General features: G+C 68.6%; 19 protein-coding genes and 1 tRNA gene. 9 read left to right on the forward strand and 11 right to left on the reverse strand.

Annotated elements, in window-relative coordinates; genetic code table 11:
• The first annotated feature begins 6 nt into the window (after positions 1 to 6).
• Positions 7 to 2037, forward strand: a complete 2031-nt coding sequence (locus NF556_RS09120) for a diacylglycerol kinase family protein (protein ID WP_252595324.1) — start codon at positions 7 to 9, stop codon at positions 2035 to 2037.
• Between the two features lie 118 nt (positions 2038 to 2155).
• Here NF556_RS09120 and NF556_RS09125 read toward each other — a convergent pair whose 3' ends face one another.
• Positions 2156 to 4093, reverse strand: a complete 1938-nt coding sequence (locus NF556_RS09125; RefSeq protein WP_252595325.1) for a CocE/NonD family hydrolase — start codon at positions 4091 to 4093, stop codon at positions 2156 to 2158.
• A gap of 150 nt (positions 4094 to 4243) precedes the next feature.
• Positions 4244 to 5491: an MFS transporter gene (locus tag NF556_RS09130; protein ID WP_252595326.1), complete on the reverse strand. Its 1248-nt coding sequence runs from the start codon at positions 5489 to 5491 to the stop codon at positions 4244 to 4246.
• A gap of 204 nt (positions 5492 to 5695) precedes the next feature.
• On the opposite strand from NF556_RS09130, the gene NF556_RS09135 reads away from it, so the two are divergent.
• Positions 5696 to 6304 (forward strand): hypothetical protein, encoded by a 609-nt coding sequence (locus NF556_RS09135; protein ID WP_252595327.1) that lies wholly within the window; start codon positions 5696 to 5698, stop codon positions 6302 to 6304.
• 51 nt (positions 6305 to 6355) lie between these two features.
• On the opposite strand, the gene NF556_RS09140 is transcribed toward NF556_RS09135, so the two are convergent.
• The gene (locus NF556_RS09140; RefSeq protein WP_252595328.1) at positions 6356 to 7300 is read right to left on the reverse strand and encodes a serine protein kinase RIO; all 945 of its coding nucleotides are present in this window, start codon (positions 7298 to 7300) and stop codon (positions 6356 to 6358) included.
• Positions 7301 to 7944: 644 nt separating this feature from the next.
• Between NF556_RS09140 and NF556_RS09145 the strand changes: the two genes are divergently transcribed.
• Positions 7945 to 8544: a hypothetical protein gene (locus tag NF556_RS09145; protein WP_252595329.1), complete on the forward strand. Its 600-nt coding sequence runs from the start codon at positions 7945 to 7947 to the stop codon at positions 8542 to 8544.
• 35 nt (positions 8545 to 8579) lie between these two features.
• Here the strand turns inward: NF556_RS09145 and NF556_RS09150 are convergent, their stop codons facing one another.
• Positions 8580 to 10448 (reverse strand): SelB domain-containing protein, encoded by a 1869-nt coding sequence (locus NF556_RS09150; protein ID WP_252595330.1) that lies wholly within the window; start codon positions 10446 to 10448, stop codon positions 8580 to 8582.
• Positions 10449 to 10488: 40 nt separating this feature from the next.
• A tRNA-Sec gene (locus NF556_RS09155) sits at positions 10489 to 10584 on the reverse strand.
• Positions 10585 to 10665: 81 nt separating this feature from the next.
• On the opposite strand from NF556_RS09155, the gene selD reads away from it, so the two are divergent.
• Positions 10666 to 11673 carry a selenide, water dikinase SelD gene (gene selD / locus NF556_RS09160; RefSeq protein ID WP_252595331.1) on the forward strand — a complete coding sequence of 336 codons (1008 nt, stop codon included), beginning with the start codon at positions 10666 to 10668 and terminating at the stop codon, positions 11671 to 11673.
• Between the two features lie 91 nt (positions 11674 to 11764).
• The gene (locus NF556_RS09165) at positions 11765 to 11995 is read left to right on the forward strand and encodes a DUF6290 family protein (protein WP_252595332.1); all 231 of its coding nucleotides are present in this window, start codon (positions 11765 to 11767) and stop codon (positions 11993 to 11995) included.
• A gap of 115 nt (positions 11996 to 12110) precedes the next feature.
• Here NF556_RS09165 and nrfD read toward each other — a convergent pair whose 3' ends face one another.
• Genes nrfD through fdh form a run of 3 tightly spaced genes read right to left on the reverse strand, consistent with a single transcriptional unit; the run spans position 12111 to position 17784 of the window.
• Complete coding sequence (gene nrfD / locus NF556_RS09170) at positions 12111 to 13319, reverse strand: NrfD/PsrC family molybdoenzyme membrane anchor subunit (RefSeq protein ID WP_252595333.1); 1209 nt, start codon at positions 13317 to 13319, stop codon at positions 12111 to 12113.
• Positions 13316 to 14503, reverse strand: coding sequence for a 4Fe-4S dicluster domain-containing protein (locus NF556_RS09175; RefSeq protein WP_252595334.1), 1188 nt, complete (start codon positions 14501 to 14503; stop codon positions 13316 to 13318). The genes nrfD and NF556_RS09175 overlap by 4 nt, the downstream gene beginning before the upstream one ends.
• Positions 14503 to 17784, reverse strand: coding sequence for a formate dehydrogenase (gene fdh, locus NF556_RS09180; protein WP_252595335.1), 3282 nt, complete (start codon positions 17782 to 17784; stop codon positions 14503 to 14505). The genes NF556_RS09175 and fdh overlap by 1 nt, the downstream gene beginning before the upstream one ends.
• 294 nt (positions 17785 to 18078) lie before the next feature.
• On the opposite strand from fdh, the gene NF556_RS09185 reads away from it, so the two are divergent.
• Positions 18079 to 18459, forward strand: coding sequence for a hypothetical protein (locus tag NF556_RS09185; protein WP_252595336.1), 381 nt, complete (start codon positions 18079 to 18081; stop codon positions 18457 to 18459).
• An 861-nt stretch (positions 18460 to 19320) separates the two neighbouring features.
• On the opposite strand, the gene NF556_RS09190 is transcribed toward NF556_RS09185, so the two are convergent.
• Positions 19321 to 20352, reverse strand: a complete 1032-nt coding sequence (locus NF556_RS09190) for a Gfo/Idh/MocA family protein (protein ID WP_252595337.1) — start codon at positions 20350 to 20352, stop codon at positions 19321 to 19323.
• Between the two features lie 121 nt (positions 20353 to 20473).
• Between NF556_RS09190 and NF556_RS09195 the strand changes: the two genes are divergently transcribed.
• On the forward strand, positions 20474 to 21850 hold the full coding sequence (locus NF556_RS09195; protein WP_252595760.1) for a uracil-xanthine permease family protein: 1377 nt from the start codon (positions 20474 to 20476) through the stop codon (positions 21848 to 21850).
• Positions 21851 to 21878: 28 nt separating this feature from the next.
• Here the strand turns inward: NF556_RS09195 and NF556_RS09200 are convergent, their stop codons facing one another.
• Both NF556_RS09200 and NF556_RS09205 read right to left on the reverse strand, forming a co-directional pair.
• Positions 21879 to 22349 carry a DinB family protein gene (locus tag NF556_RS09200; protein WP_252595338.1) on the reverse strand — a complete coding sequence of 157 codons (471 nt, stop codon included), beginning with the start codon at positions 22347 to 22349 and terminating at the stop codon, positions 21879 to 21881.
• A gap of 20 nt (positions 22350 to 22369) precedes the next feature.
• A complete protein-coding gene (locus NF556_RS09205; protein ID WP_252595339.1) occupies positions 22370 to 25225 on the reverse strand; it encodes an FAD-binding and (Fe-S)-binding domain-containing protein in 2856 nt (951 codons plus the stop codon).
• Positions 25226 to 25344: 119 nt separating this feature from the next.
• Here NF556_RS09205 and NF556_RS09210 point away from each other — a divergent pair, with 119 nt between their 5' ends.
• Together NF556_RS09210 and NF556_RS09215 are read left to right on the forward strand one after the other, a co-directional pair.
• Complete coding sequence (locus NF556_RS09210) at positions 25345 to 25878, forward strand: gamma carbonic anhydrase family protein (RefSeq protein ID WP_252595340.1); 534 nt, start codon at positions 25345 to 25347, stop codon at positions 25876 to 25878.
• Positions 25879 to 25946: 68 nt separating this feature from the next.
• The gene (locus NF556_RS09215; protein WP_252595341.1) at positions 25947 to 26729 is read left to right on the forward strand and encodes an inositol monophosphatase family protein; all 783 of its coding nucleotides are present in this window, start codon (positions 25947 to 25949) and stop codon (positions 26727 to 26729) included.
• The last annotated feature ends 159 nt before the right edge of the window (positions 26730 to 26888 follow it).

Genomic DNA, 26888 nt, shown 5'->3' on the forward strand with positions numbered 1-26888 from the left:
CCTGCCATGACCGGGAGCACTCGGGTGGCGGCAGTGCTCAACCCGACCGCCGATCGTGCCTGGGCCGCCCAGGCTGAGCTGCACCGCGTCTGTCGCGAGCTGGGCTGGCCCGACCCGGTCGTGCACTACACCACCGTCCACGCACCCGGTGCAGACCAGGCCAGTCGCGCCCTGGCGGAGGGCGCCGAGCTGGTCGTCGTCGGCGGGGGAGACGGCACGGTGCGGCAGGTGGCTGGTGTCCTCGCCGGGACCGGTGTGCCGCTGGGCGTCCTGCCGCTGGGCACCGCAAACCTCTTTGCCCGCAACGTGGGGCTCCCGCGCCGCCGGGTGCAGGAGATGGTGCGCGTGGCGCTGCAGGGTGGGGCCCGCGAGCTCGATGTCGGTCGGGCCCGCTATGTGCAGCTCGGCCCCGCCGGGCCGGTCGAGTCGCCGGAGCACCATTTCCTGGTGCTCGTCGGCATCGGGCACGACGCAGCGACCGTGGCCGACACGCGCCAGGACCTGAAACGCTGGGTGCGCTGGCTGGCCTATTTCGAGCCGGGCGTCCGGCGGCTGGCCAGGCCGCTGCTGCCGCTGCGCGTCGAGGTGGACGGGGGCACCCGCGAGGACGTCTCGGCCTGGAGCCTGCTGGTCGGCAACTGCGGGCTGATCCCGGCGGGCATCACGCTGGCGCCTGACGCCGAGCTGGACGACGGGCTGCTCGACCTGGTGGAGGTGGCGCCGCGCACGGCGCTGCACTGGGCCCCGATCGCGCTCAAGGGCGCGCTGGGGCTGACCCGCGACGTGCCCGGGCTCTCGTTCCGGCAGGGCAGCAGCCTGCGGGTCTTCAGCGACGAGCCGGTCACCATCCAGATCGACGGCGACCCACACCAGGACGTGCTCGAGGTGGACGCCTCCGTGCTGCCACGCGCCCTGCTCCTGCGGACCCCGCGCTCGGCCCGTGCGAGCGAGATCGCGACCCTGATGCGGGGTTGGACCCGACGCGGAGGTGAGCGGCGCATCGTCTCGTTGCTGCGGCACACCCCTGCTGCGGAGCTGGACGCGCTGCTCGGTGAGCTCGACCTCGTCGCCCTGGTGCGCAAGGTTGACGACCGGCGGTTCGGGCCTGATCACCGCAGTGACCTGCTCGACCTGCTGGTGCGGGAGCGGCGCGAGCACCTGTCGGTCCCGACGCTCGCGCGCCTGGTGCACGCGCTGCACAAGGGCCCGACCCCGGCCGCCCACGAGCGGGCGGTCCGCGACGTCATCGTCTCGCTGCATGGCGAGGACCTCGGGCTGTTCAAGACCCTGACCAACACCGCCGGCAGCCACCACGACCTGGACCACCTGGTCTTCGACGACATCGACGACGAGGCCGTGCGAGCGGAGATCCTGACCCACATCGCGCAGGAGGCGGACGGCTATCAGTCCGACGACCTGCGCATCCTGAGCGACATCGACGACACGGTCGTGTGCATGCTGCACGACAAGCGCTATCCGCGCGGCAGCGCCTATCCGGGCGTGGCCGAGTTCCTCCACGCCCTGGACCGTGGTGCCGCGCAGGCCGCCGGGAGGCCGGGTGACCTGACCTTCATCACGGCCCGTCCCAGTGACCCGCGCGGTCTGGTCGAGGGCTACACCCGCAACGGTCTGGCCGGACTCGGGCTGCCGCCGCACTCGGTGATGACCGGGAGCATCCTCAACCTGGCGACCAAGGGCCGCATCGCCGAGCGCAAGATGGTCAACTTCGACCGGTCACGGATGCTGTTCCCCGAGTGCCAGGTCGTCTTCATCGGCGACAACGGCCAGGCCGACGTCGAGGTGGGCCGCGCCATGCTCGCGCGCGACCCGTCGCACGTGCGGGCGGTGTTCATCCACAACGTGACCCAGCAGGGCGAGGGAGTGCGGGAGTCGCTCGCCGCGGAGGGGATCTTCCTCTTCGACACGTATGCCGACGCCGCGGCCCGGGCGCACGAGCTCGGCCTGATCTCGGATGAGGGTCTGGTGGAGGTGCGCGCGGCCGTTTCGGCCGGTGTGGCACCCTCCGACGACCGCTGACCCGGCGCTGCCAGGAGTTGGGCCTCCTCCCCGACGTCTTGGAGCACCTGCCGGTTCTGGGAGCCCGCCAGGGCAGGCTCTCAGAACCGGCAAGTGCTCTCAGTTGATGACTCCCTCGTCAGCGAGGCAGCTGCTGCGCGTTCGGCTGCGCGATGGTGCCCTCGGTGATCTGCGGGGTCAGGACCTTGCCACGAGCGAACCCGGCCATCGGACCACTCATCGGCAGGTTGAGGCGTGATGTCCTCACATTCACCTCGTAGGGCGTCGCGTCGTCATCAAGGGTGACGACCCACCCGCGATTGGCGCCGACGACGACCACGCCGAGCTGGTGCCCGGCCTCGATGGTGACGTCGTTGGCGGCCAGCTCCACGGTGACCTGGTGTGATCCCGCGCCATCCAACCGAGCCCAACCCCGCGCCAGGACCTGCAGGTCGGTGCTGTCAACGCGCTTGGCGACCTCGCGATAGCACGCGTCGTCCTCAGGAGTCGAGACGCCCCAACAGGTCTCGGTGTCGAGGGTCATCGCCCCGTCGCCGGTGGTCAGCACCCGCTCGGCAGCGCCGTAGTCGACGAGGGCAACGCCCACCTGACCGGTGTCTGCGCTGTGCGAGATGTCGAGGTCAACCGTTGCCGTGCCGGACAGGCGAATGTCGTGCTTGATCTTGCCGCTGGTGAACAGCAGCCGGTTCGGGTTGTCCCCGGGCAGGACCGCCTGCGCCTCGCGCATGGTCGGTGAGTTGATGAACGAGGCGGCGCCCGAGCCCTTGCGTCCCAGCACGAGTGTCCCGTCACCGTGCAGGTTCAACTGCTGGGTGCGTGCCTTGCTGATGGGCCACTGGTCGGAGTGCTCCCACTCGTTGGGGGCCACCTCCACACTGACCATCGGCTCGTCCAGGATGCCGTTGTCGATGTCCATCAGCTCGTGGTCGAACCAGCGGTGCAGGGTGTCCACCCACACCTCACGCTCGGAGTCGAAGGGGTCGACGTGGCCCAGGCGGGTCAGGAACATCTTGCGGTCCACGCCCTGCTGGCCCAGCACGTCCCACCAGGTGGAGAAGTTGCGGGTCTTGACGTTGGTGTCCTGCAGGCCGTGCATGATCAGGGCGCTGGCAGTGATCTGCGAGGCGTCGTAGTGCGAGCCGTCGCGGTAGTCGCGCTCGGCCCAGAAGTCGGTGTACTCACCGGTCTCGTCGCCGTCGTTGGCGTCCATCCAGGCCAGTCGCTCGCTGCAGTCGACCGGTTCGGTGCGGTTCTGAGCCACGCTTCGGGACAGGCCGCTGGGATAGTTGTAGGACTTCGGCACTTCCTGATAGCGGTTGTAGTCGTACCAGGAGCTGATCGCCGCGATCGGGACAATGGTCTCCAGGCCCTCCACCCCCGTGGCGGCGACCCCGTTGGCCAGGGTCCCGTCATAGGACTTGCCGATCATGCCCGTGCGACCGTTGCTCCAGGACGCGTCCACACTCTCGCCGGCGGCGTTGACGGCGGTGCCGCGGCCGTTGAGCCAGTCGACGGCCGCCTTGACCGACTCGATGTCCGAGACGCCGCCCTGGTCGGTGCAGCCGGTCGAGCGACCGGTGCCGGCCATGTCGACGGCGACGAAGGCATAGCCACGGGGCACGAAGTAGTTGTCGTAGAAGAGCGGGAACTTCTTGATGACGCCGTCGGCGTCATACTCCTTGAGCTCGGACTCGTTGCCCCGTCCGCAGCAGAGGTAGTAGGGGCTGGCGTCCATGATGATCGGGACCTGTGCGTTCGTCGCCAGCTCGGCGGGTCGGATGATGTCTACGGCGATCTGGTCCTCGACGCCGTCGCCGTCCAGGTCCGGTGCAACGACCCACACCGACTCCCGGATCGCGTCTGCGTAGTCATAGACAGGGGCGGTGACCCCGTCCACGAGAGTGGCTGCGGGCAGGATCGGAGTTGCAGGGGCGGCTGGCGCCGCTGTGGCATGGGCATGGGCGGGTGGTGGGGCGGCGAAGGCCACGGGGCTGACCAGCGCGGCCGGTGCGACCACCGCCATCGACCCCAACAGGGCGAGCAAGGCTGTTGTCATGGAGAATCCTCAGGTTGGACGGCACTGTCCACGCCAGGTTGCCTGGCGGGATTGGGCGGCCACGGACCCCCAGATGGTCCTCCCGGCTGCATTCTTGCAGAAGGCAGCCCGTGAGGACAGTGCCATCCTGGCCGGGAGCGCCCGTGGCACTCAGACGCCCTCGAGGTCGTCCTCGGGCATCTGCACGGTCCTGAACGGCGACAGCGTCGGGATCAGTGCGGCGACCGCCAGGCCCACCACACAGACCAGGATGGTCGGCCGGTTGCCGTAGGTCACGGCAAACCAGCCCGCCAGCGGCGCCGACACGGTGATCGTGCCCCAGTTGAGGGAGCGGATCGTGGAGTTCATCCGCGCCCGCAGGCGGTCGGGGGTGACCGCATTGCGATAGCTCATCTCCAACGGCCCGCGCAGCCCGTTGCTCACCCCATAGACCAGTTGACCGGCGATCAGCACGGGCAGTCCCGCCGTGCCGTTGGGAGCCAGGGCCGTGAACAGGAAGGCCAGCGGGGCCAGCCACGCCGCGCCACACATCACCCGGCCCGCGCCGAAGCGGTCGGCGACCCGAGGAGTCAGCCCGGCGGCGGCCACACCGCTGACGCCAGCAGTGGCCAGGACCAGTCCGATCACCACGGGGCCCAGCCCGATCTCCTGCGAGGCAAAGAAGACGAGGATGGTCATCACCGCGGAGTTGAAGAAGAACCAGGTGTGCAAGCCGATCGCATAGGGCGCGAGCTCCGGATGCCGATAGACCCAACGGGCCCCCTCCTTGAGCTCGCGCCACAGATGGCGGTCCGCACTGTCGGCTGGGGCCGGCTCGGTGACCCGGATCGTGGAGAGCACCAGGGCGGAGGTGGCATACGTGGCGGCATTGACCAGGATGGCGACCGGCGCCGACACGGTGCGCACCAGGACACCGGCCAGCAGTGGGCCGACCGCCTCGGCCCCCGTCATGGACTGCTCGATGCGGGCGTTGGCTCGGGACAGCGCCGAGGTGGGCACCAAGCGCGGCAGGAAGGACTGGTGGGCGGCGGTGGCGGACAGCGCGGCAGTGCCAGCGACGAACACCAGCGCCGCCACGAGCGGGACGCTCAGCTGGCCCAGCAGCCCGAGGACGCCGATGGCACCATAGGCCACGGCACACACCGCGTCTCCGACGACCAGGACCGGTCGGCGCCACACCCGGTCGATCAGGACCCCTGCGAGCAGCCCGAACAGGAGCATCGGCAGAAACTGTGCCGACTTGACCACCCCGAGGGCCACCTGGTCCGCCGAGAGCGTCTCGATGAGCAGCAGTTGCAGCGCGAGCCCGGAGGTGAACACCCCGAGCCACTTGACGGTGTCGGAGATCCAGAGCCGGACAAAGGCGGGATAACTGAACACGCCCACCCCTGCCGCCATGTGTGCCAGTCAAACACGGTGCTCCGGCGCAACGCACCCAGGTTTGTGGTGGGCTCAGACAGGTTTGACCACTGGGCAGTGTTCTACGTTCGATCAGGCGTGAAGTGTGAGCGGCGGGGAGAGGTGAGGTCCTTGACGGCACGTGTCTGCAGGTGTAGCAATAGATGGCGCCAAGGGGGCCATGCCAGAACACAGGAGGATCTCATGCGTGTGCGTGCACGGTCGCTGGGCGGGGTGTTGGTCGCTCTCCTCCTCGTGGCGTGTAGTGGACCGGATCCGCAGTCAGCTGAGTTGACGGGTCCGGCGTCCTCAACACCGGTCGTTGAGTCGGAACCTGCCGTCACCCAGGAGTCAGCGAGTTCGGATGACGTTGACTTCAGCGCGATCCAGGCCCAGGGCGACGCGGCGGTGGAGCGATCGAATCAGTGCATGGAGGAGCGTGGTTTCTTCATCACACGCTTCCCCAACGGCGAGTCTGAGATAGGCGTTCCGCCTGGACCAGGCGGTGAGGAGGACCTGCTGAGGAACTGGGAGGAGTGTGACGAGCTGGCGGGGTTCCCAGAGCCCGTGGTGTTCTCGGATGACGACTTGAGTCGAATGTACGACATGCAGTTGGAGCGTGGGGAGTGTCTGCGTGCCAACGGGTGGGAGCCGGCGGAGGCTCCGAGCAGGCAAACCTATATGGAGCACTACACGTTGCTTCAGCAGGGTGGCAGTGAGCAGCCGCCGTATGACCCGGCGATGGACCTGCCGCCCGCCGAGGCCAACGCAGCCCGTGATGCCTGCCCGGAGATGAGCCTCGCGGACATGTAATGCTGCGGCGCGCGACCGCCAGACATAGTCCCACGAAGGTCCAGGGGCAGGCTAGAAAGGGGCGACCTCCTCGAAGAGTTCCTGAGCGTCCACGTCGAGGCCGCGGGCCTGGAACCAGGAGCAGACGTTGCGGCAGTCGCGCAGCAGCAGTTCGGGGCCGTTGGGGTTGGCGATCAGATCGATCACCTGGGGCAGGTCGATGATGACCAGCCGCTCGCCCGCGGCCAGGATGTTGTATGCCGAGAGGTCACCGTGGGCAAGCCCCTCTCCGGCCATGACCGAGATGGCCGTGCGCAGTTGCACGAAATACTCCTCGAGCAGCTCGGCCTCGGGTCGGACCTGCGCCAGGCGCGGAGCCGGAGTGCCGTCATGCTCGATGAGCTCCATCAGGATCTCGGTGCCGTCGATCTGGACCGGATAGGGGACCGGCAGACCAGCTGACCAGTAGCGGCCCAAGGCATCCCACTCGGCAATCGCCCACTGGGCGGCCGCCACGGATCGGCCATACTCCGACTTGCGGGACAGCGCACGGCGGTCGCGGCTGCGTCGGACGGTGCGGCCCTCGGTGTAGACGCCGCTGCGCCGGAAGCTGCGGTGGTCCAGGTCGCGATAGCGCTTGGCGGCCATGATGACGCCGGTGCCGTCGGGGGCCGTGCGCTCCAGCAGGAAGACGTCGGCCTCCTTGCCGGTCTTGAGGACGCCGAGCTCGGTGTCGATGGCGCCGGAGTCGGTCACCACCCAGTCGGGCACGGGATCTGGTCCGCGGCAGCCCTTATCGACGTCCCAATAGGTCGTGAATCGTCTGCCGTCGTCGTCCTGGTCGGGCTCCCGTCGGGGACCGTCCGCAGGGCGGTCATCGGGTCCGTCGAGTGGCTGGTAGTCGAAGACGAACAAGGGATCGATGTCGGCGCGCTGGCCGTCAGTGCTGCGCTCAGTGGAGCGCGGGGTGTTGGGGGTGTTACGGGTGGACGCGAGGTCCTGGCGTCGTGCGTGCACGTGAACTCCTGAGAGAGGTGTGGTGGGCGGTGAGCACACCGAAGACAGACGTGGACATGTCGAACTCCTCTCATCAGGGCCGCGCTCGCGGCCGGCTCGGGCACGGCCGCAGCCGTGCGTGATCCAGGATGGCGCGGCCACGGTGGCAGGGCAACCGGTTTTGCTGGTCCGTGTCAGCGCACGCCCTCGCGCACCGGGGCGCGAAAGGACTGGATGCTTCGCGACCGTAGGCCTTGCCTCCCGCAAGCCCCAACTGCTATAAGTGATGTGATCAGTTCCACATCGCAGTGTTAGCGACGTTTGGAGGAAGCATGCTTAATCGACTGAGAGGGGTTGCGGCGGCGCTCTGCGCGCTGGCCATCGGCGTGGTTATCGCGGCCAGTCCGGCCTTCGCGGGCGAAGCGTGGCTGTCCGAATGGTGGCGACGTGGCCGCGACTAGTCTGCGAACTGGCGGCACTGAGACCTATCACGCCTACTATCAAGGAGGAAATGGGCCGTACACATTGGTGCGACGCACTGGTGCGCTCGCTACTTCGACCACGTTCCTAAACTACAGTGATGTTCACTTCTTGACGGATGGGTCGTTTTTGTCGGTAGGCACGGGTTGCGTCTGAGGAGGCGAACAATCTGGGCCCTGCTGGCATTGAGCCTCATTCTGACGGGGTGCAGTTCATCAGGCACAGAGCCGGATGAAGACGCCCGCACGTTGCCAGGTGTGCCTGAAAATTATGGCGAACTGATGGCAGATCGAGCGGAGATGCTCGGTTTGGAGAATCCCCCCAAGGTTGCGCCGATCCGCGTGGTGACCCGTGATGAATACTACTCTGTGCAACAATCCTGTCTCGCCGAGCTTGGGTTTCAGACGGAGGTTGCCCCCGATGCCGACGGCCTAACGCTGGAGTTGGCCGATGGACAGTTTGAGGCATACTCCATCGCCGACTACACGTGCAGCGGCCAGTATCCGCTACACAAGGCATATCGGGAGGAACTCAGCGAGGAGCAATTGCGAGTCTATTTCGACTGGAACCGGGGTGTGCTCTCCACGTGCATGTCAGAGCTTGGGCATCAACCCTCGGAGCCACCCAGCTTTCCGGTGTTTGTGGAGGAGTATCGCGCGGGCCGTGGCATGTGGACGCCTTTCAACAATGTGCCCGAGGGATTCTTCACTGAAACCGTGACGGAGCTGAGCAAGCACTGCGAACTCGAGCCGAAGGATGAGGCGGTATTTACCAGCGTGGGCTGACGCGGGCCGCAGTTGGCGTCGCGCGCGACCTACGGTTACATCACCTCGCGAAGTTGGCCGTCGACGCGGCGGGTCCAGCCTCGGTGGTCGAGGTGCTCGAGCAGAGGCACGGCCACCCGGCGGGTGGTGCCCAGGACCTGGCGGGCGGCACTGAGCGTGAACGGCTGCTCGAGCGCCGCGAGCTCACGCATCGCCCGGGCGGGACCGTCCGGAAGCAGCACGACGTCATCAGCGATCCGCAGCAGTCGGCCCACGCGTGTTGCGGCGGCGAGCTCGGTGGCCCCGAGCCCGAGGTCACGCAACTGGTCACGGTCGGGGGCAGCGAACGGGTCCTGACGCAGCTGCTCCTCCACCACAGTCACCGCAGACTCGGCCGGTCCGAGATCACCGGTTTCCGCCGCCCGCACTCGTCCGCCGGTGACGGTGAGACCAGCGTCCTGAGCCAGGTGGTGCACGAGCTCGACCGTCAGTGGTGGCACGTCGCGGGGGAGCGATCCTCCTTCCTCGGGTGACCTCAGGTGGTCGGGCAGGTCCAGGGAGCGACCCGCCTCGACGACCGGTATGCCGTGGCTCAGCGGGCGCTGCCCGTGGTGGTCGCGCACGAGCTGGGTGAGGTGTTCCTGCCATGTGGTCAGGGCCCCGGCATCGACCCACCAGTGCCCAACCCGCACCCCATGCTCCGGATCGGGCAGGCCCAGCCGCGCGAGCACCGCGGGATGCTCGGCCGACCGGGAGCGCAGACGGGTGTCGGCGGGGGAGTGCGGTCCCGACAACTCCTCGTCGCGCCGCCGGGCAGCCCCGCGTCGGCGCAGCGGCAGCGGGTCGACGTCCAGGACGCGAACCGACCACAGCCGCCGATCACCCGGGTCGCGCAGGATCGCCAGGTCACCCACGTGCCAGGGCAGCGGCGTGGGTGCGGTGAGGCGGGCGTGCCGGACCGGCTCGTCACCAGCCGTCAGTGGTCGCACGTGGACGGGTTGAGCCGCGGTCCCGACATGGAGGACGGCCTGCTCGGGCGGTGCCTGGGTGTTGGTGCCCTCGCGTCGGGCGTCTCCAAGCCCGCCGTCCACCCACTCGAGCGCGACGTCGATGACCTGCGCCTCGGCATACGCACCGGGGGTGAGCAGGACCGAGGCGCGCCCGACTGCTTCGGTGCCCGTGCGTCGCAGGTTGACCGCGACCCGGGACACCGGGCCGACCGCCTCGTGCGGCACGTCCTCGCTGTGCAGGCCGCGCACCACCACGTCCCGCGACCGTTCGCCCGAGAGCAGGGTCAGGTGATCGCCGGTGCGCAGCGTGCCCGCCCCGAGCGTGCCGGTCACCACCGTGCCCGCACCGGAGATGGTGAACGAGCGGTCACACCACAGCCGCACCGGGGCGTCGGGGTCCGGCGTCGGCATCCTGGCCACGAGGTCATCGAGCGCCAGTCGCAGGGCGTCCAGGCCGTCAGCCGTCACGGCGGACACAGGACAGGTCGGCAGGGTTAGCCCAGCGGTGGCGAATTGCCGTTCTGCCGCCTCCCGCACGGCTCGCTGCCGGTCGGCGTCGGCCAGGTCGCAGCGAGTCAGCACCAGGATGCCGTCCCGGATCCCCAGTGCCCGGACCACGGCCAGGTGCTCCGAGCTCTGCGCCTGCCACCCCTGGTCTGCGGCGACGACAAAGACCACGGCCGAGCTGGGCCCCAGCCCGGCGAGCGTGGTGCCGATGAAGCGCTGGTGGCCCGGCACGTCGACCAGGGCAACGTCGGCGCCGCTGGGCAGCGTGGTCCAGGCGAAGCCGAGCTCGATGGTCAGGCCGCGGGCGTGCTCCTCGTCGAGCCGGTCGGGGTCGCGCCCGGTCAGGGCGCGCACCAGGGTCGACTTGCCGTGGTCGACGTGCCCGGCGGTGGCGAGCACCCGCTTCACCTGCGCTCCTTCCCGCGCCGGGACGTTGCCGGCAGACGTGTGGCGGAGGCGGACGGGAATCGAACCCGCCAGACCGAGATGCTCGGCCTCACCGGTGTTGAAGACCGGGGGGCCCACCAGGAACCCAGACGCCTCCACCACGCAGCCTAAGCCGTGCCGCGCTCTCCGGGCGGGGGTGGCCTCGAGCACCGGTGCCGACCGGTGGCAGGCTGAGGTCATGGACCCCATCCGACTGACCCAGTTCGCGCGTGGCGGTGGCTGCGCCTGCAAGATCCCGGCGGGTGAGCTCGAGCAGATTGTCGCTGGCCTGCACGGCGCCCTGCCGACCCCGACCGCCGAGGTGCTGGTGGGTCTGGATGACGGTGACGATGCCGCCGCGGTGCGGATCGAGGGCGGGACGGCGCTGCTGTCCACCGCTGACTTCTTCACGCCGGTCGTCGACGACGCCTATGACTGGGGTCGGATCGCGGCGGCCAACGCCCTCTCGGACATCTATGCCATGGGTGGCACGCCGGTCATGGCGATCAACCTGGTGGCCTGGCCGCGTGAGGCACTGCCGACCGAGTTGCTGCGCGAGGTGTTGCGCGGCGGTCTCGACGTGGCGGCCGAGGCTGACTGCCCCGTGCTCGGTGGGCACAGCATCGACGGGCCGGAGCCGATGTATGGCATGGCAGCGTCCGGCACTGCCGACCCTGACACCCTGATGCGCAACGACGCGGCGCGGGCCGGGCTGCCGATCTCTTTGACCAAGCCCCTCGGCGTCGGCGTGCTCAACAACCGACACAAGGCCACGGGCGCGGTGAGCGCCGAGGCGGTGGCGAGCATGACCGCGCTCAACCGGGACGCCGCCCGCGCAGCCCTCGATGCGGGGGTGCGGGCTGCCACGGACGTCACCGGGTTCGGGATGCTGGGCCACCTGTTCAAGATGTGCCGCGCCTCCGGCGTCGCGGCGCGGGTGGACGCGGCTGCTGTGCCGTATGTCGCGGGGGCACGTCAGGCGCTCGCCGCCGGTCATGTGCCGGGCGGGTCCCGTCGCAACCTGGACTGGGTGCGGCCCCACCTGGCCGTCGGCGCCGGCATCGATGAGGACGAGCTCATCCTGCTCGCCGACGCCCAGACCTCCGGTGGCCTGCTGGTCGTGGGTGAGATCCCCGGTGCGCCGGTCGTCGGTGAGACGGTGGCCGCCGGCAGCCTGGGCGACGGGGTGCTGGTCGCGGTCACTTGATGTCCCGCCCAGCGGTTGTCGTCAAAGGACGTGTGCTCTTCCCATCAACAGATTTTCGTTATACGATTTTGTGATGGCAGGTGACGACTAGGTGACGGATGAACAGATCCAGAGGTGGGCTGACGAGGCCGAGGCTGGGTACGACGTCGAGGAGTTGAAGCGTCGCGGTCGGGGGCGTCCGGGGCGTGGGGCTGAGCCCATGCAGGTCATCGCCGTGCGGCTCTCGGCCGAGGAGATTGCGGCTCTCGACGCTTACGCTACGCGGGAGCACCTGTCCCGCTCCGAGGCGATCCGACAGGCATTGGCCAGCTACGCCGCGTGAAAGTCCACCGCCGCGCGCTCAAGCACGGGGTGCTGCCCGAGGACGCGGTTCAGGCAGCCGATCTGTCTCTGTGGATCGAGCCTGTGCTCCTGCGCGGGCTGGGCCGCACGTGACATCAACGGACCGTGACTGTGCTGTCGTGGACCTTGCCAGCCTCGCGGCGCTCCTGCAGCCGGCGCTTCTGCGGGCCAACGGTGTATTTGGGGTCTTTGGCTGACTCGATACCAGCCTCCACGATGCCGAACCGGGTCAGTGCGGAGGCCGTCGCCAGCGCGAGCCCGGACGCCACGGCGACGACCCTGCTGCGTCCAGCCAGCAAGGATCCCAGACCGCCGGCGACGGTGAGGACCTGGGCGGCCGCCAGCTTGGCACCGGCCTCTCCGGTGTGGATCGGCTCATCGAGGTCCCACTCGGCGAGGTGCTCCTCGAACTGACGCATGGCGATGAGATCAGTGGCCGCGCCGAGGACGGCGAGGCGACGAGCCGGACCGGTCTGAGCGGTCGGGGTCAGCACGAGCTGGAGACCGGCAGAGGCCATGGCCGCGGACCCGACGAAGACAAACGGCAGCTGGCGACGGGCCTCGAACCAGACCGGTGTGACCGTGTCGGAGAGCAACACCGCGGTGTAGGCCGCCAGCGGGGGAGCCAAGAGCGCCTGCCCGACGGAGGCGGGGGCGTCGAGTCTGGTCAACAAGCGGTCTGCGGCCCTCAGGAGGTCGTCAGTCATCGCCACACCGCGCGCTCGGTGCCCCAGAATCTCGCCACCCGACGCGTCCGGTCGGGAGGGGGAGCCCGAGGCGTCCGGTCGGGAGGGGGAGACCAGCCGGACGAGCTCTGAGGCCGTGGTGACGCCGGCGAAGGTGGCGTAGGCCGACAGGATCCAGGTGCCGACCGACATCGGTGAGGTCAGCTTGACGGTGCGCAGCATGTTGAGGAAGCGCTCGGGTCGGCCCAGATCGGCGACGAGGGCGGCACCACTGAGAGCCACCGTGGTCATGGCCGTCAGGCGGCTGTTGCGCCGCAGTGTCTCCCGTCCCGTGACCGCGGCACCGGTGGCAATGAGCCCGGACCCGGCGGCGACACCGCCGAGGAAGAGATAGGCCCCGATCTTCTCGTCCCAGGGCACGGGCTTGATGACGCTGCGACCGTAATAGCTGGAGAACTCCGCGTCCGGGACGGCAGGCGCTTCGCGGGTCCCGCCGCCGTCCCGGTTGAGCCAGTTGCGCGCCGGGCCCGGGCCGCGACCGCTGCCACCGCGACGGCGCCGACGCTTGCGGACGCTGCCATCCGGTGGGCGATAACTGTCAAACGGCGAGGTCGTCACTTCTTGCCCCCGACGAAGGCGATCGCTGCAGCCCCGAGCAGCCCGAGCCCGGCGAGACCAGCGGTGCGGAACATCTCGGGCAGCTTGGAGGTCGCGCAGATCGGGTCCGGTGGCAGGCCATAGACCTCCGGCTCGTCCAGCAGCAGGAAGACCGAGCCGGTCCCGCCGACCCCGTCGTCATCGTTGGCGCCATAGAGGCGGGCCTCGGTGAAGCCCTGCTCGTGCAGCTGTCCGACCCGCTCTCGGGCAGCCTCGACCATGTCCTCGCGCGGTCCGAACCGGATCGACGTCGTCGGGCAGGTCTGCGCGCAGGCCGGCTCCTGGTCGTGGCTGAGCCGGTCATAACAGAGCGTGCACTTCTGGGCGACACCGACATTGGGCACGTGACCGTCGCCGCGCACGGACACTGCAGAGTCGGTGCGTCGCTCGATGACGCCGAACGGGCAGGCGCCCACGCAATAGCCGCAGCCGTTGCAGACATCGTCCTGGACCACCACGGTCCCGTGCTCGCTGCGGAACAGAGCACCGGTCGGGCAGACGTCCAGGCAACCGGCATGGGTGCAGTGCTTGCAGACGTCGGAGGCCATCAGCCAGCGAAACTCCGGCAACGGCCCCACCATCGGGACCCCATCGACCGTGGTGCCCAGCCCACCTCCCGCAGACAGGGGGTCGGCGCCGTTCTCGACCGCGCTCTTCTCCGTCAGAAGGTCGCCCAGCGACGGCCCGCCGTGCTCCTGCGGGGCCGGCAATGTCCCATAGCCAGCCGGCACACCACCGGAGGAAGGGGAGGGTGACGTGGCGGGGGAGGGTGACGCGGCGGGGGAGGGTGATGCGGTGGCGGAGGGTGACGCGGAGGGAGAGCCGACGGTCGGCATACCGAGGTCGACCAGGGCGCGCCCGGACGCGCGTGCCGCCTCGATGCGGCCCTTGCTCTGCTCGACGAAGGCGACGTGGCGCCAGGTGCTGGCGCCGAGGTCGCCGGTGTTGTCATAGGAGTCGCCGGACAGGTCCAGGCTGCCGTCCATCGGCAGGGCGTTCCACTCCTTGCAGGCCACCTCGCACGCCTTGCACCCGATGCACACCGAGGTGTCGGTGAAGAAGCCCTTGCGCTCGGGCGCCTCCTGCCACCCTGCGTCACTGGCCGGGTCGGTGCGTCCGCTGAGCTGGCGGGTCAGATAACCCATCACCGGTCTCCTTCCGTGAGGCGTGCGTTGCCGGTCTCGACCGTTGTGCCAGAACGGGATTGATACTCCGCCACGAGGCGCAGCAGGTCCTCGCCGTGCGGCCGGCGACCCGGCTGGATGTCACACGATCCCACCTTGGACTCCTGGATCTGCACGTTGGGGTCGAGCACGACGCCGAGCAGGTCGTTGGCACCGTCGCCCTGGATGAGGGCATCGCCACCGACGCCCCAGTGATAGGGCAGCCCGATCTGGTGGACCGTCCGCCCGGCGATCGTCAGCGGGCTCATCCGCTCGGTCACCAGGACCCGCGCCTCGATGGCGCTGCGCGCGGAGATGATCGTGGCCCACTCCCCGTTGACCAGGTCGCGCTCGGCCGCGAGCTCGGGGGAGACCTCGCAGAACATCTCCGGCTGCAGCTCGGAGAGGTAGGGCAGCCAGCGGCTCATCCCACCGGCCGTGTGGTGCTCGGTCAGGCGGTAGGTCGTGAAGACAAAGGGATAGACGTCCGACCCGGGAGCATCGCCGGACGGGCTCCACAGGTTGTCCTTGCGCGGATAGATGAGCCGGCTGGGGTTGCTCTGCTGGGTGTAGAGCGGGTTGGTGACCGGCGACTCTTGCGCCTCATAGTGCGTGGGGAGCGGGCCGTCGACCATGCCCTGGGGCGCGAACAGCCAGCCCTTGCCGTCGGCCTGCATGATGAACGGGTCGTCCCCGGCCAGCGCCGCGGGCCCGCCGAGATCGGGGTCCGGTCGGAAGGTCGGGTCACGGTCAATCGGGAAGTCGGGCACGTCCTTGCCGGTCCACCGCCTGCTCTCCTCGTCCCACCACACATAGGCCTTGCGCTCGCTCCACGGCTTGCCCTCCGGGTCCGCGGAGGCGCGGTTGTAGAGGATGCGCCGGTTCAGCGGCCAGGCCCAGCCCCACTCGGCAGCCGTCTCGTCCTGCTCCCGGCCCGGCACGCGGTTGGCCGAGCGGTTCACGCCGCCGGCGAAGACCCCGGTGTAGATCCAGCACCCACCAGACGTGGAGCCGTCCGCCTTCATCTGCGTGAAGGTGTCGAGCAGTTGCCCGGCCCGCTCACCGCTCAGGTGATAGCCGTTGATCTCGCGCAGCACCGCCTCGCCGTCGACCTCGCCGTGCTCGTCCTGCGGATAGTCCCAGGTCAGGTCGAGCAGGGGACGGTCGCGTTCGTCGGCGGAGCCAGCCAGACGCTGCCGTATGCGGACGCCCAGGTCGTAGAAGAAGTCCAGCTCGCTCTGGGCATCGTTCGGCGGACGGATGGCTTGGTGACGCCACTGCAGCATCCGCTGGGTCTGGGTGAACGTGCCGGACTTCTCCACGTGGTTGGCGGCGGGGAAGAAGAAGACCTCAGTGTCGATGTCCTCGGTGCGCAGCTCACCGGTCGCGATCTCGGGGGAGTCCTTCCAGAAGGTCGCGGACTCGATGAGCTGGAAGTCTCGGACCACGACCCACTTCAGGTGGGTCATCGCCAGCCGCTGCATCTTGCCGTGGGCCGAGCCGACAGCGGGGTTCTGGCCGAGCACGAAATAGCCCTCGACCTCTTCCTCGAGCATGGACAGCACGGTCTGATAGGTGCCGTGGGCGCCGGTCAGCCGGGGCAGGTAGTCGTAGCAGTAGTCGTTCTCGGCGCTCGCGGCCTCGCCCCACCACGACTTGAGCAGGGAGGTCGTGTAGGCGTCGGCGTCGGTCCAGAAGCCCTTCTGCAGCGGGGAGGAGATGGACTTCAGATAGTCCGGCAGCGTGTCGTGCTCGCCGACCATCGGCATCGGCAGATAGCCGGGCAGCAGGTTGAACAGGGTCGGGATGTCCGTGGAGCCCTGGATGCTCGCGTGACCGCGCAGCGCCATGATGCCGCCACCGGGTCGGCCCATGTTGCCCATCAGCAGCTGCAGGATGGCGGCCGTGCGGATGAACTGTGCACCCAGGCTGTGCTGGGTCCAGCCCAGGGCATAGGCGAAGCAGCTCGTGCGCTCGCGTCCGGAGTTGCTGGTCAGGGCGTCGGCGACCTCCCGGAACTGCTCGAGGCCGATCCCGCAGACGTCGCGCACCATCTCGGGGGTGTAGCGCTGATAGTGGCGCTTGAGGATCTGGAAGACGCTGCGCGGGTGCTGCAGGGTCTCGTCCCGCACGACGTTGGCGTGCTCGAGTGCCGGACCCGCGGCGCCGTGCTGGTCCCCGGCCGCCCGCGCCCGCTCCTGCTCACTGTCCTGCCCCTCAGGGGCACCGACGTGGCCCCCGTCTCGCTCGGCATACGCCCAGGAGGTCGTGTCGTAGGTGCCGGTCTCGGGGTCGAAACCGGAGAAGACACCGTCCAGGTCCTCGGTGTCGACGAAGTCCTCGCTGATCAGGGTCGCGGCGTTGGTGTAGGCCACCACGTAGTCACGGAAGAACAGGTCGTTGGACAGCACATAGTTGATCAGCGCGCCCAGCAGCACGACATCGGTGCCGGCGCGGATCGGCACATGGGTGTCAGCGATCGCCGAGGTGCGGGTGAACCGCGGGTCGATGTGGATCACCCGGGCACCGCGGGCCTTGGCCTCGGACACCCACTGGAAGCCGACCGGGTGGCACTCGGCCATGTTGGAGCCCTGGATGATGATGCAGTCAGCGTTGGCCATGTCCTGCAGGGACTGGGTGGCGCCGCCGCGCCCGAACGAGGTCCCCAGACTGGGAACCGTGGAGCTGTGTCAAATGCGGGCCTGGTTCTCGATCTGGATCGCCCCGGCCGCGGTGAACAGCTTCTTGATCAGATAGTTCTCCTCGTTGTCGAGGGTCGCTCCACCGAGCGAGGCGATGCCCATGGTGCGGCGCAGCGGCCGACCGTGCTCGTCGTGGTCCTGCCAGGTGTTGGCTCGCGAGGCGACGAAGCGGTCGGCCACCATGTCGATGGCCTCGTCGCGGTCCAGCTGGGTGAACTCGATGGCGCCGGGCGCGCGATAGAGCACGTGGGTCTGTCGGGTGGGCGAGTTGACCAGCTGCTCACTGGCAGCTCCCTTGGGGCACAGCCGACCCCGGCTGATGGGGGAGTCCTGGTCGCCCTCGATCTGGACGACCTTCTCGTCCTTGACGAAGACCTTCTGGCCGCAGCCCACGGCGCAGTAGGGGCAGACAGTCTGCACCACGCGGTCGGCCGTGACGGTGCGCGGCTGCTGCTCACGGGTCCCGCGGGACGTGGCCGCGGCGCCACGCCCGAGGAAGTCCCCGGTTGCCAGCTGACGCAGCACGGGCCACCCGAGGAAGGTGCCCCTCCCGTCCGGCATGTGTGTCCTCTCACGCGGGTTAGTAATGCGCCTCACCATAGACCCCGCGGCGAGGTCGGGCACCTGCGTCTTGTTCCGGCCTCATGACGCCCCCCAACCCGACCTCGGACCCCGTTCACGTGAGGAAAGTTCGGATCCTCGCGCTGCAGAATCTTTGCGGCGGACGCAGATTTTGTTTGCTCCACAGGGGCATTCTCGTCCCCTTGACATGCCCGGTTCCGCGCACTACTTTGGTCTCTGAGGGTGAGTGGGCGATGGCCAGGTGGGCAACGGGAACCAAAGAATCGACAGTGTGTGTTCAAGAAACAATTCAATGAGGAGTTGGAAATGAGCGCAATGAAATCAATTGGTCAACTACTTCAACGCAGGGCCTTTAGGGTGGTCGCGACCTTGGCCATGGTGGCGTGTCTCGCCGCCGCTCAAACTGGCATGGCTGCCGCGTCCACGGACTCGGGAACTGTCAATTGTGGTGCCAATACGGTGGCCGTACGTGGTGAGCAGCAGATATACGGAGACTGGCTGACGCTGAAGGTCCACAATGTGGTGATTTACCAAAGCGCAAATGTCTACGATGTCGTTCGAAGTTCCAGCTTCTCCGGAACGCGAACGTGGTCAGGAAATTCAGATTCACTCTACTACGCAGGCACCTACGGGATGTGCTTGCCCGGGGTATGACGTTGCGTGCCAGTGTGAAGATGACACCCGCGATAGTGACCTGCCTGCTCCTTCTCGCAGGTTGTGCGGACAACAGTGATCCGCAGACTCCCTCGACAGGTAGCTCCGGAGCCGAGAGGGCGCCGAGCACGAAAGTCGATCCTGCGCCTACGGCTAGCGATGGAGCGGCCCCTGGCCAGTCCAGCACCTGGGATGCGCAGGCGTGGGAGCCCGCTGTGCAGATCACACCTCCAGAGTTTTCCGACGCCGAACGCCAGGACTACCGCCAGCAGAAACTTGAGAATAGTGCCCAGGTGCTTGGATCGACTCAGCCCCCGGAGGTCACGCTCATTCGATGGAGTGAGGGCAGTTTGGAATATGCATCAAATATGACCACCTGCCTGCAAGATGCAGGGTTTCCAGCAGTTCAAGAGGGTCGAACATTCTACTTCGACCCAGGTGTGCACGCGTCTCAGCAAGACTCGCTCTCTCTGGCGAGCTATGTCTGCGACGGACAATACATGATGGACCCTGTCTATGGGCAAGGGTGGTCTGATACTCAGGCCGGCCTAGTCTACGATTATTGGGTTGAGTATTATATTCCTTGCATGCGCGCGCATGGTCACAACATCCAGGATGACGAGAAGCCAAGTCGTGAATCGTATGTGAGTTCTTTTAATAGTGGCCAGAGGCAATCTTGGTGGCCTAATGAGTGGAGTCAACGCCTCCCGGCAGAGGAACGCGAGACTATGGAGGCAGTCTGCCCACAGTATCCACCCGATGCAGTTCTCTACGGGCAGTAGTAGGTGCCAGCGGAGTCCAGACCATTGACAGCATGCCATTCGCCGACACTAACCTCCGTCGACCGAGCCATCGTCCTGGTCAGGCCGTTCGCTCGCCGGGATAGGTCACGCCGACCTGTCGCCGGATCTCGTCGGCAGTGGTGAGTATGCCGATCGTCTCCTTGATCGGCAGCAGGGGCGAGTCCGTGGCCCCGTCGGCGACGAGCTGGGCCAGGTGGGCGCCCTGATAGACCAGTCCCTCGTGCCCGCGGATCGGTCCCGGATCGGCGGTCAGCACGGTGCCGTCGGTGACGGAGAAGGGCACCGGTGTGTAGAAGTCGGCGGGCAGGTCGACCCGCGCCTGACTGCCGACGACCTGTGCGGTGTTGGCGGTGTGCTCCGCCAGGGTGGTGGTCAGGACGGCCTCGGCGGACCCGACTGTGAGGACGGCACGGACCTGCTCGTCGACCCCGCTGGCTGTGAGGCGACCGGTCGCGGTGATCGTCTCTGGGAGGCCGAGCACCAGGGAGGCGAAGGACACCGGATAGATCCCCAGGTCGAGCAGCGCCCCGCCAGCCAGGGCCGGGTCGTGCAGGCGTGGTGCATCCCCCGGGCCGATCAACTGGCCGTGGTCGGCGGTGAGGGAGGTGATCTCCCCGAGAGCCCCATCGGCCACCAGTTGCCGCAGCACATCGGTGCCGGGCAGGAACCTGCTCCACATCGCCTCCAGGACCACAACACCGGCAGATCGTGCGGCCGCGGCGACCTCCCGGGCCTCAGCTGCGTTGCGCGCGAACGCCTTCTCGACGAGCACGTGCTTGCCGGCCGCGATCGCCAGCAGCGCCTGATCGCGGTGGTGGGAGTGCGGGGTGGCGACATAGACGACATCGACCTCCGGGTCGGCCACCAGCGCCTCATAACTGGCGTGCACCCGGGGGATCTCGAACTCGGCGGCGAACTGCGCGCCGCGCTCGCGGGAGCGCGACCCGACCGCAACGACCTGCTGGCGGGAGTGCTTGAGCACGGCGCCGGCGAAGGTGCGCGCGATCGTGCCGGGGCCCAGGATGCCCCAGCGCAGCGGGGGAGCCGAGGCGGGATCGGGCACCCGACTGACCGGGAGAGAGGAGATCACGGCGACACGCTATCCACCGCACGGGCTGGGCGATAGGATCACGCGGGCCGACTACCCAAGCCGGCCCACGGCATACGAACAATGACGTGCCGACCCACCACCTGAGGAGACCCACGTGAGTCTGTGGAGCGTGCACGGCGACGGTTATCGGATCGAGCCAGGTCAGGTGGTCGGCCCCGGCGAACGCTTGGCGTGGGCACCCACCATCGGCATCGGCATGCAGCACGTGGTCGCCATGTTCGGCGCGACCTTCCTGGTGCCGCTGATCACCGGGTTCCCGCCCAGCACGACGCTGCTGTTCAGTGGTGTCGGCACGATCCTGTTCCTGCTCATCACCGCCAACCGGGTGCCGTCCTATCTCGGCTCCTCCTTTGCCTTCCTGGCCCCGATCGCCGCAGCGCAGGGGCAGCACGGGCCGGCGGGCGCCCTCGGTGGCGTCGTCATGGCCGGCGTCACGCTCTTCCTCATCGGACTGATCGTGCAGGCAATCGGGCACGCGTGGATCAGCCGGCTCATGCCGCCCATGGTGACCGGTGCGATCGTCGCGCTGATCGGTCTCAACCTGGCCCCGTCCGCGTGGAACAACGTCAAGGAGGCCCCGACCACGGCCTTCGCCACCCTGCTGGCCATCGTGCTCTGCACCGTGCTGTTCCGCGGGCTCCTCGGGCGGCTGTCGATCCTGCTCGGTGTGGCCGCCGGCTATGTGGTTGCGCTCATCCGGGGGGAGGTCGACACGACCGCGATCTCGCAGGCGGGCTGGATCGGTGCTCCCGAGTTCATGCTCCCCGACTTCCACTGGAACGTCGCTGGACTCTTCCTGCCCGTGGTGCTGGTGCTGGTGGCCGAGAACATCGGTCACGTGAAGTCGGTGGCGCAGATGACGGACAGCTCCTCCGAGGCACTCGACCCGATGATCGGGCGGACCCTGATGTCCGACGGCCTGGCCACCACGCTGGCCGGTGCCGGCGGTGGGTCAGGCACGACGACCTATGCCGAGAACATCGGTGTCATGGCGGCAACCAAGGTCTACTCCACCGCCGCCTATTGGGTCGCTGGACTTACCGCGGTCGTCCTCGCCTTCCTGCCCAAGTTCGGAGCAGCCATCCAGACCGTGCCGGTCGGTGTCCTCGGCGGTGCGGCGACCGTGCTCTACGGCATGATCGGAGTCCTGGGCTTCCGCATCTGGGTCGAGCACCGCGTCGACTTCAGCAACCCGATCAACCTGACCACCGGTGCCGTTGCGCTGGTCGTGGGCATCGCCAACTACACGATCACCTTTGGCGACCTGGCCTTCGAAGGCATCGCGCTCGGGACCGCTGCGGCGCTGATCCTCTATCACGGCATGAACGGCATCAACCGCCTCACGGGGGCCGTGGCGAGCGAGGGTGATCACCTGCAGGTGGGCGGCTCGACCAACCCGGACCCCGAGCTGGCCAACCCGACCTGGAACGACCCGACCTCGAACGACCCCATAGGGCGTGGTCCCGGGCCTCGCTGAGGTGACCCATCAGCCCGCTGCGGCTGCGCTATCCCTCGGCGAGGATCTGCTCGCGCAGGATGTCGCCGTGCCCGGCGTGCCGCGCCAGCTCAGCGATCAGATGGCCATAGAGGAAGCGCAGGCTCACCGAGCCGTGGTGCCACGGGAACTGCTCGTCGAGATCGTGCTCGGCGGCAATGACGCGTGACCGCTCACAGGCTGCGGCGTGGGCCTCGAGCACGGAGGTCACGGTGTGCTCGTCGGTGAGCACGAAGCTCTCCTCGACCGTCTCGGGGATGCCGACCTCGAGGCGTGAGAGACCCTGCACCCGGTGGTGGAACCAGACCTTCTCCACGAAGGTCGCATGGGTCACCAGACCCAGCAGGGTCGTCAGGGACGGCACGAGTCGCCGTCGTGCCTGCTCCTCGGTGAGGCCGTCCAGCAGCCCTGCGATTTCCCGGCGCTGCACGTCGACGAGCCCCTCGAGGACGGCCCGCTCACCGGCGGTGTGGATGCCCATGGTGGCAGCCTACGGGGCACTCAGCGGGTGGCGTCGGCGAGCAGCTCGAGGACGTGGCGATAGGGCTGGCCGGTGGCCCTGGTCATGCCGATCTCGCAGGTGCGGTTGCACGAGACGTATGCCGTGTCACCGGGGCGGTCGGCAGCCGCCTGGGCGGCCTCGGCCGCCTCGGCGGCGGTTGCCGAGGCGGTGAGCTCGGGGTGCAGCAGCCCGCGGTCCCCGGCGAAGGCACAGCAACCCCAGGCCACCGGGACCACGACATCGTCGGAGACCGCACGGGCCAGCTCGATCAACGCGGCGCTGGTGCCGGCGCGCTCGGTGGAACACGTCGGGTGGACCACCACGGACTGAGCGGACCGGGTGACAGAGAGCCGGGGGAGCACCGTGTCGTGCACGAACTCGATGGCGTCCATGACCCGCAGTTCGGGTGCTCGTGCCTCCACCATGGTCACCAGGCCCTCCGTGCAGGAGGAGGCCTCGACGACGATTGGCAGGCGCCCGCCGTCGGTCGCCTCGCGCAGCGCGGGCACGACCCGATCGGCCATCACCTCATAGCCCGAGGTCAGACCCTTGGACTTCCACGGTGTGCCACAACAGAGCCCACCGAGGCCCTCTGGAGTGCGCAGCGGCACGCCCGCCTGCACGCACAGATCGACCAGCGCACCGGTCGCGCCCGAGCCGTGGGCGTGCTCGGCGGCTCCGGGCTCTGGACCGAACATCTCGCCGATACAGGCGCTGAACAGCACCGCAGCCGGTGCCTGGGGATCAAACGCCGGACGGGACGTGCCTCCGCGAGGCAACTGAGCGTCATACGCCGGCACCTGGTCGTGGCTGGCCACGGCCCGAACCGCCCGGGTGGCACCGACGGGCAGACCGGAGGGGAGGAGTTTAGCGACGGTGAGCGCGACGCCGCCGAGGGGTGCGATCGCGCCCCAGGAGCGGGCGGCCAGGGCCCAGGCCCGGTCCGCGACGCGTGACTGCGACTCCCGCCGCAGCCGACGGGTCAGGTCACCGGTGTCGATGAGCACCGGGCACGCCGTCTGGCACATGCCGTCGACCGCGCAGGTCATCGTGCCGTCGTAGTCGTAGTCGCGCTCCAGGGACTCGGCCAGCGCGAGATCGCCTGCGGCACGGGCAGTCTGGATGTCACGGCGCACCACGATGCGCTGCCGTGGCGTGAGGGTGAGGTCCTTGGAGGGGCAGACCGGCTCGCAGTAGCCGCACTCCACGCAGCGGTCGACCTCCTCCTCGACGCGCGGGTTGGGCTTGAGGTCGCGCAGATAGGACGTGGGGTCGTCGGAGAGGACCGCGCCGGGGTTGAGCAGGCCGCGGGGGTCGACGAGGCGCTTGAGTTCCCACATGACGTCGTAAAGTTCGTCGCCATACTGACGGCGCACGAACGGGGCCATGATCCGCCCCGTCCCGTGCTCGGCCTTCAGGGAGCCGCCGTTGCCGAGGACCAGGTCGACCATGTCGTCGGTGAAGGCCTCATAGCGGCGCAGCGAGGCCGGGTCGTCGAACCGCTCGTTGAGCATGAAGTGCAGGTTCCCGTCGCGGGCGTGGCCGAAGATCACCGACTCCTCGTAGGAGTGAGCTGCGAACAGCTCGGTCAGCGCGATGCAGGTCTGGCCGAGGACGTCCACCCCCACGACGACGTCCTCGAGGAGCGCGTTGGTGCCGGCGGGGCGGGCTCCGGCAACCGCCGAGAACAGGCCCTTGCGCACCCGCCACAGCCCGGCGCGGGCCGAGGCATCCGAGGTGAGCTCGAGCGCGGTGGAGAGCGGCAGGTCCTCCAACGTCGGTGTGGCCGACGCGACCGCGGTCTCGAGCTCCTCCCCGGTGCTGCCCTGCCACTCGACCAGGACGGCCGCGTGGTCGACCACCGAGAGCGCGGCGATCTGTGCAGGGCAGGCGGGGTCCTGCTGGGACACCCGCAGCGACGCGGCGTCGAGCAGTTCTGCGGTCCCGGTCCCAGCCGCAACCAGGGCCGGGATCGACCCGGTCGCCGCGGCGACCGAGTCGAAGACGAGCAGGCCGGTGCTGATGTCGGGGTGGACCGGCAGCGTTCGGAAGGTGGCCGAGGCGACGAACCCCAGGGTGCCCTCGCTGCCGATCATCAGGTGCACGAGCATGTCGAGCGGGAAGTCGAAGTCGACCAGGGCGTTGATGCCGTAGCCCATGGTGTTCTTCATCGCGAACAGCCGACGGATTGTGGCGACCGACTCGGGGTTGTCCAGCACCCGCTGGCGCAGCCGCAGCAACCCGGCGACCAGCGCGGGCTCGCGGGCCGCCAGCTCGGCCTCGGCATCCGGGGCGGCCGAGTCGATCGTGGTGCCGGTCGGCAGCACCAGCACCATCGACTCGAGGGTGGCATAGGTGTTGAACTCCGTGCCGCAGTGCATGCCGCTGGAGTTGTTGGCCACGACCCCGCCGATCGTGCAGGCACCCTCGCTGGCCGGGTCGGGACCGAGCTTGCGCTTGTGGGGTGCGAGCCGGGCGTTCACCGCCCGCACGGTCACCCCTGGCTGCACCCGCACCCGGGCACCACCATCCAGCACCTCGACCCCACCGAAGTGGCGCCGGGTGTCGACCAGCACAGCGTCAGTGACGGCCTGCCCGGACAGGCTCGTGCCGCCCGAGCGGAAGGTCACCGGAGCCCCGGCCGTGTCACACGCCGCCAGCACCTCCGCCACCTGCTCGGTCGAGGTCGGGCGGACCAGCAACTCGGGCGTGAGCAGATAGTGCGAGGCGTCGTGCGCCATCGCGTGCAGGTCCAGCGGCCGGCGGCTGACGGCCGACCCGCCGAGTCGCTCAGTGAGGTGGGCCGCGAGTCCGAAGAGATTGGGTTCTGCGGCACGTGCCGGCTGGGCGGTCATGGAGATTCAGTATGCCGTCAGTCGGCGCAGCCTGGCAGGATAGGGCCCCCGCGGGACCTCGCCAGCGCGGCGCTGTTTCGTGCATCTATTTCCGCCGCCAGAATCATGAGAGCAGTGTGATGACAAACAACACCGGACTGGTCCTGCCCCTGGGAGACCGCGTGCCCGACGTGCACCCGGAGGCCTGGCTCGCGCCGAACAGCGTGGTCTCTGGACGCGTCACAATCGGGGCGGACACCAGCCTCTGGTATGGCGCGTCCGCCCGTGGCGACGCGGAGGACATCACGATCGGCAGCGGCTCTAACCTGCAGGACAACGCGGTCATCCACGCTGACGTGGGGTTCCCGGCAGCGATCGGTGACCACGTCTCGATCGGCCACGCGGCGGTCCTGCACGGGTGCACCGTCGGTGAGGGAACCATCGTCGGCATGGGCTCGGTGATCCTCAACGGGGCTGTGATCGGTGCTGGCTGTCTGGTCGCGGCGGGCGCGGTGGTGCTGGAGGGCACGCAGGTCCCGCCCGGTTCCCTGGTGGCGGGCGTGCCAGCCAAGGTGCGCCGCGAGCTGACCGCCGAGGAGCGGGACGGGCTGCGTGAGGGGATCGCGCACTATCCGGGTCTGGCCGCACTGCACCGCACGGCCCTCGCTGACTGACCTGCCGCGTCCAGCGCCCCTCGACACCCTGGTCCATGTCGCGGCGCCGCGACGGCTAGGTTGAGAGTGTGGACACCGACGTGATTCTGAGCCTGCTGCAGGAAGTGGCCGAGGAGGTCATCAACCCTCGCTTCCGCGCCCTTGCCGAGCACCAGGTCATCGAGAAGAACCCGGGCGATCTCGTCACGGTTGCCGACCGCGAGGCCGAGGTGCTCATCACCCGCCGGCTGCAGGACGCCTATCCCGAGGCGGTCGTGCTGGGGGAGGAACACTACGAGGTCAACCGGGGAGTCCTGGACGACTACGCCGCAGCGCCGCACGCCTTCACCGTCGATCCGATCGACGGCACCAAGAACTTCGTCAATGGCTCCAAGGACCACGGGGTGATGGTCGCCGAGCTCCAGGGGACGGACGTGGTGCGCTCCTGGATCTGGCAGCCGCAGCACGAGGTGGCCTATGTTGCCGAGCGGGGAGCCGGTGCCTTTCGCAACGGCGAGCGTCTGACGCGCCCGCCAGTCACTGACCCGCAGGCGCCGCGTGGGGTGACCTCCCACCGCCGGTGGATCGGCACGAGTCTGGGGGAGTTCCCCGCGATGGAGCTGACCTGGGTCTGCTGCGCCGTGGACTATCCCATGCTCGTGCAGGGTGCCGCCGACTACCTCATCTATCGGGGCCGCCAGCCCTGGGACCACGCTCCCGGGTCGCTCCTGCTGTCGGAGGCGGGCGGCTTCCTCGGCACGTTTGCCGGCGACGCCTATGACGCGCGCACCATCCCCGAGGGTGGCCTGATCGGCGCCGCGGACCGCGCCCTGTTCGACGAGGTGCTCCCACTCCTCCCTGCAGTCCCGTAGCGCCGGAGCCCCGGGCCCCTCGGCGCCACACCCTGACCTGATGGCGACCGCGCTCCGTCAACTGCATGGATGATTCACGCGACACGCCGATGGCTGCGTGAAGGATCCATCCACGTGGACCCGAGCGTCCGCGCGCTCGGGCGCTCATGCGCTCGGTGG

Source organism: Ornithinimicrobium faecis (assembly GCF_023923225.1).
Lineage (GTDB): Bacteria > Actinomycetota > Actinomycetes > Actinomycetales > Dermatophilaceae > Ornithinicoccus > Ornithinicoccus faecis.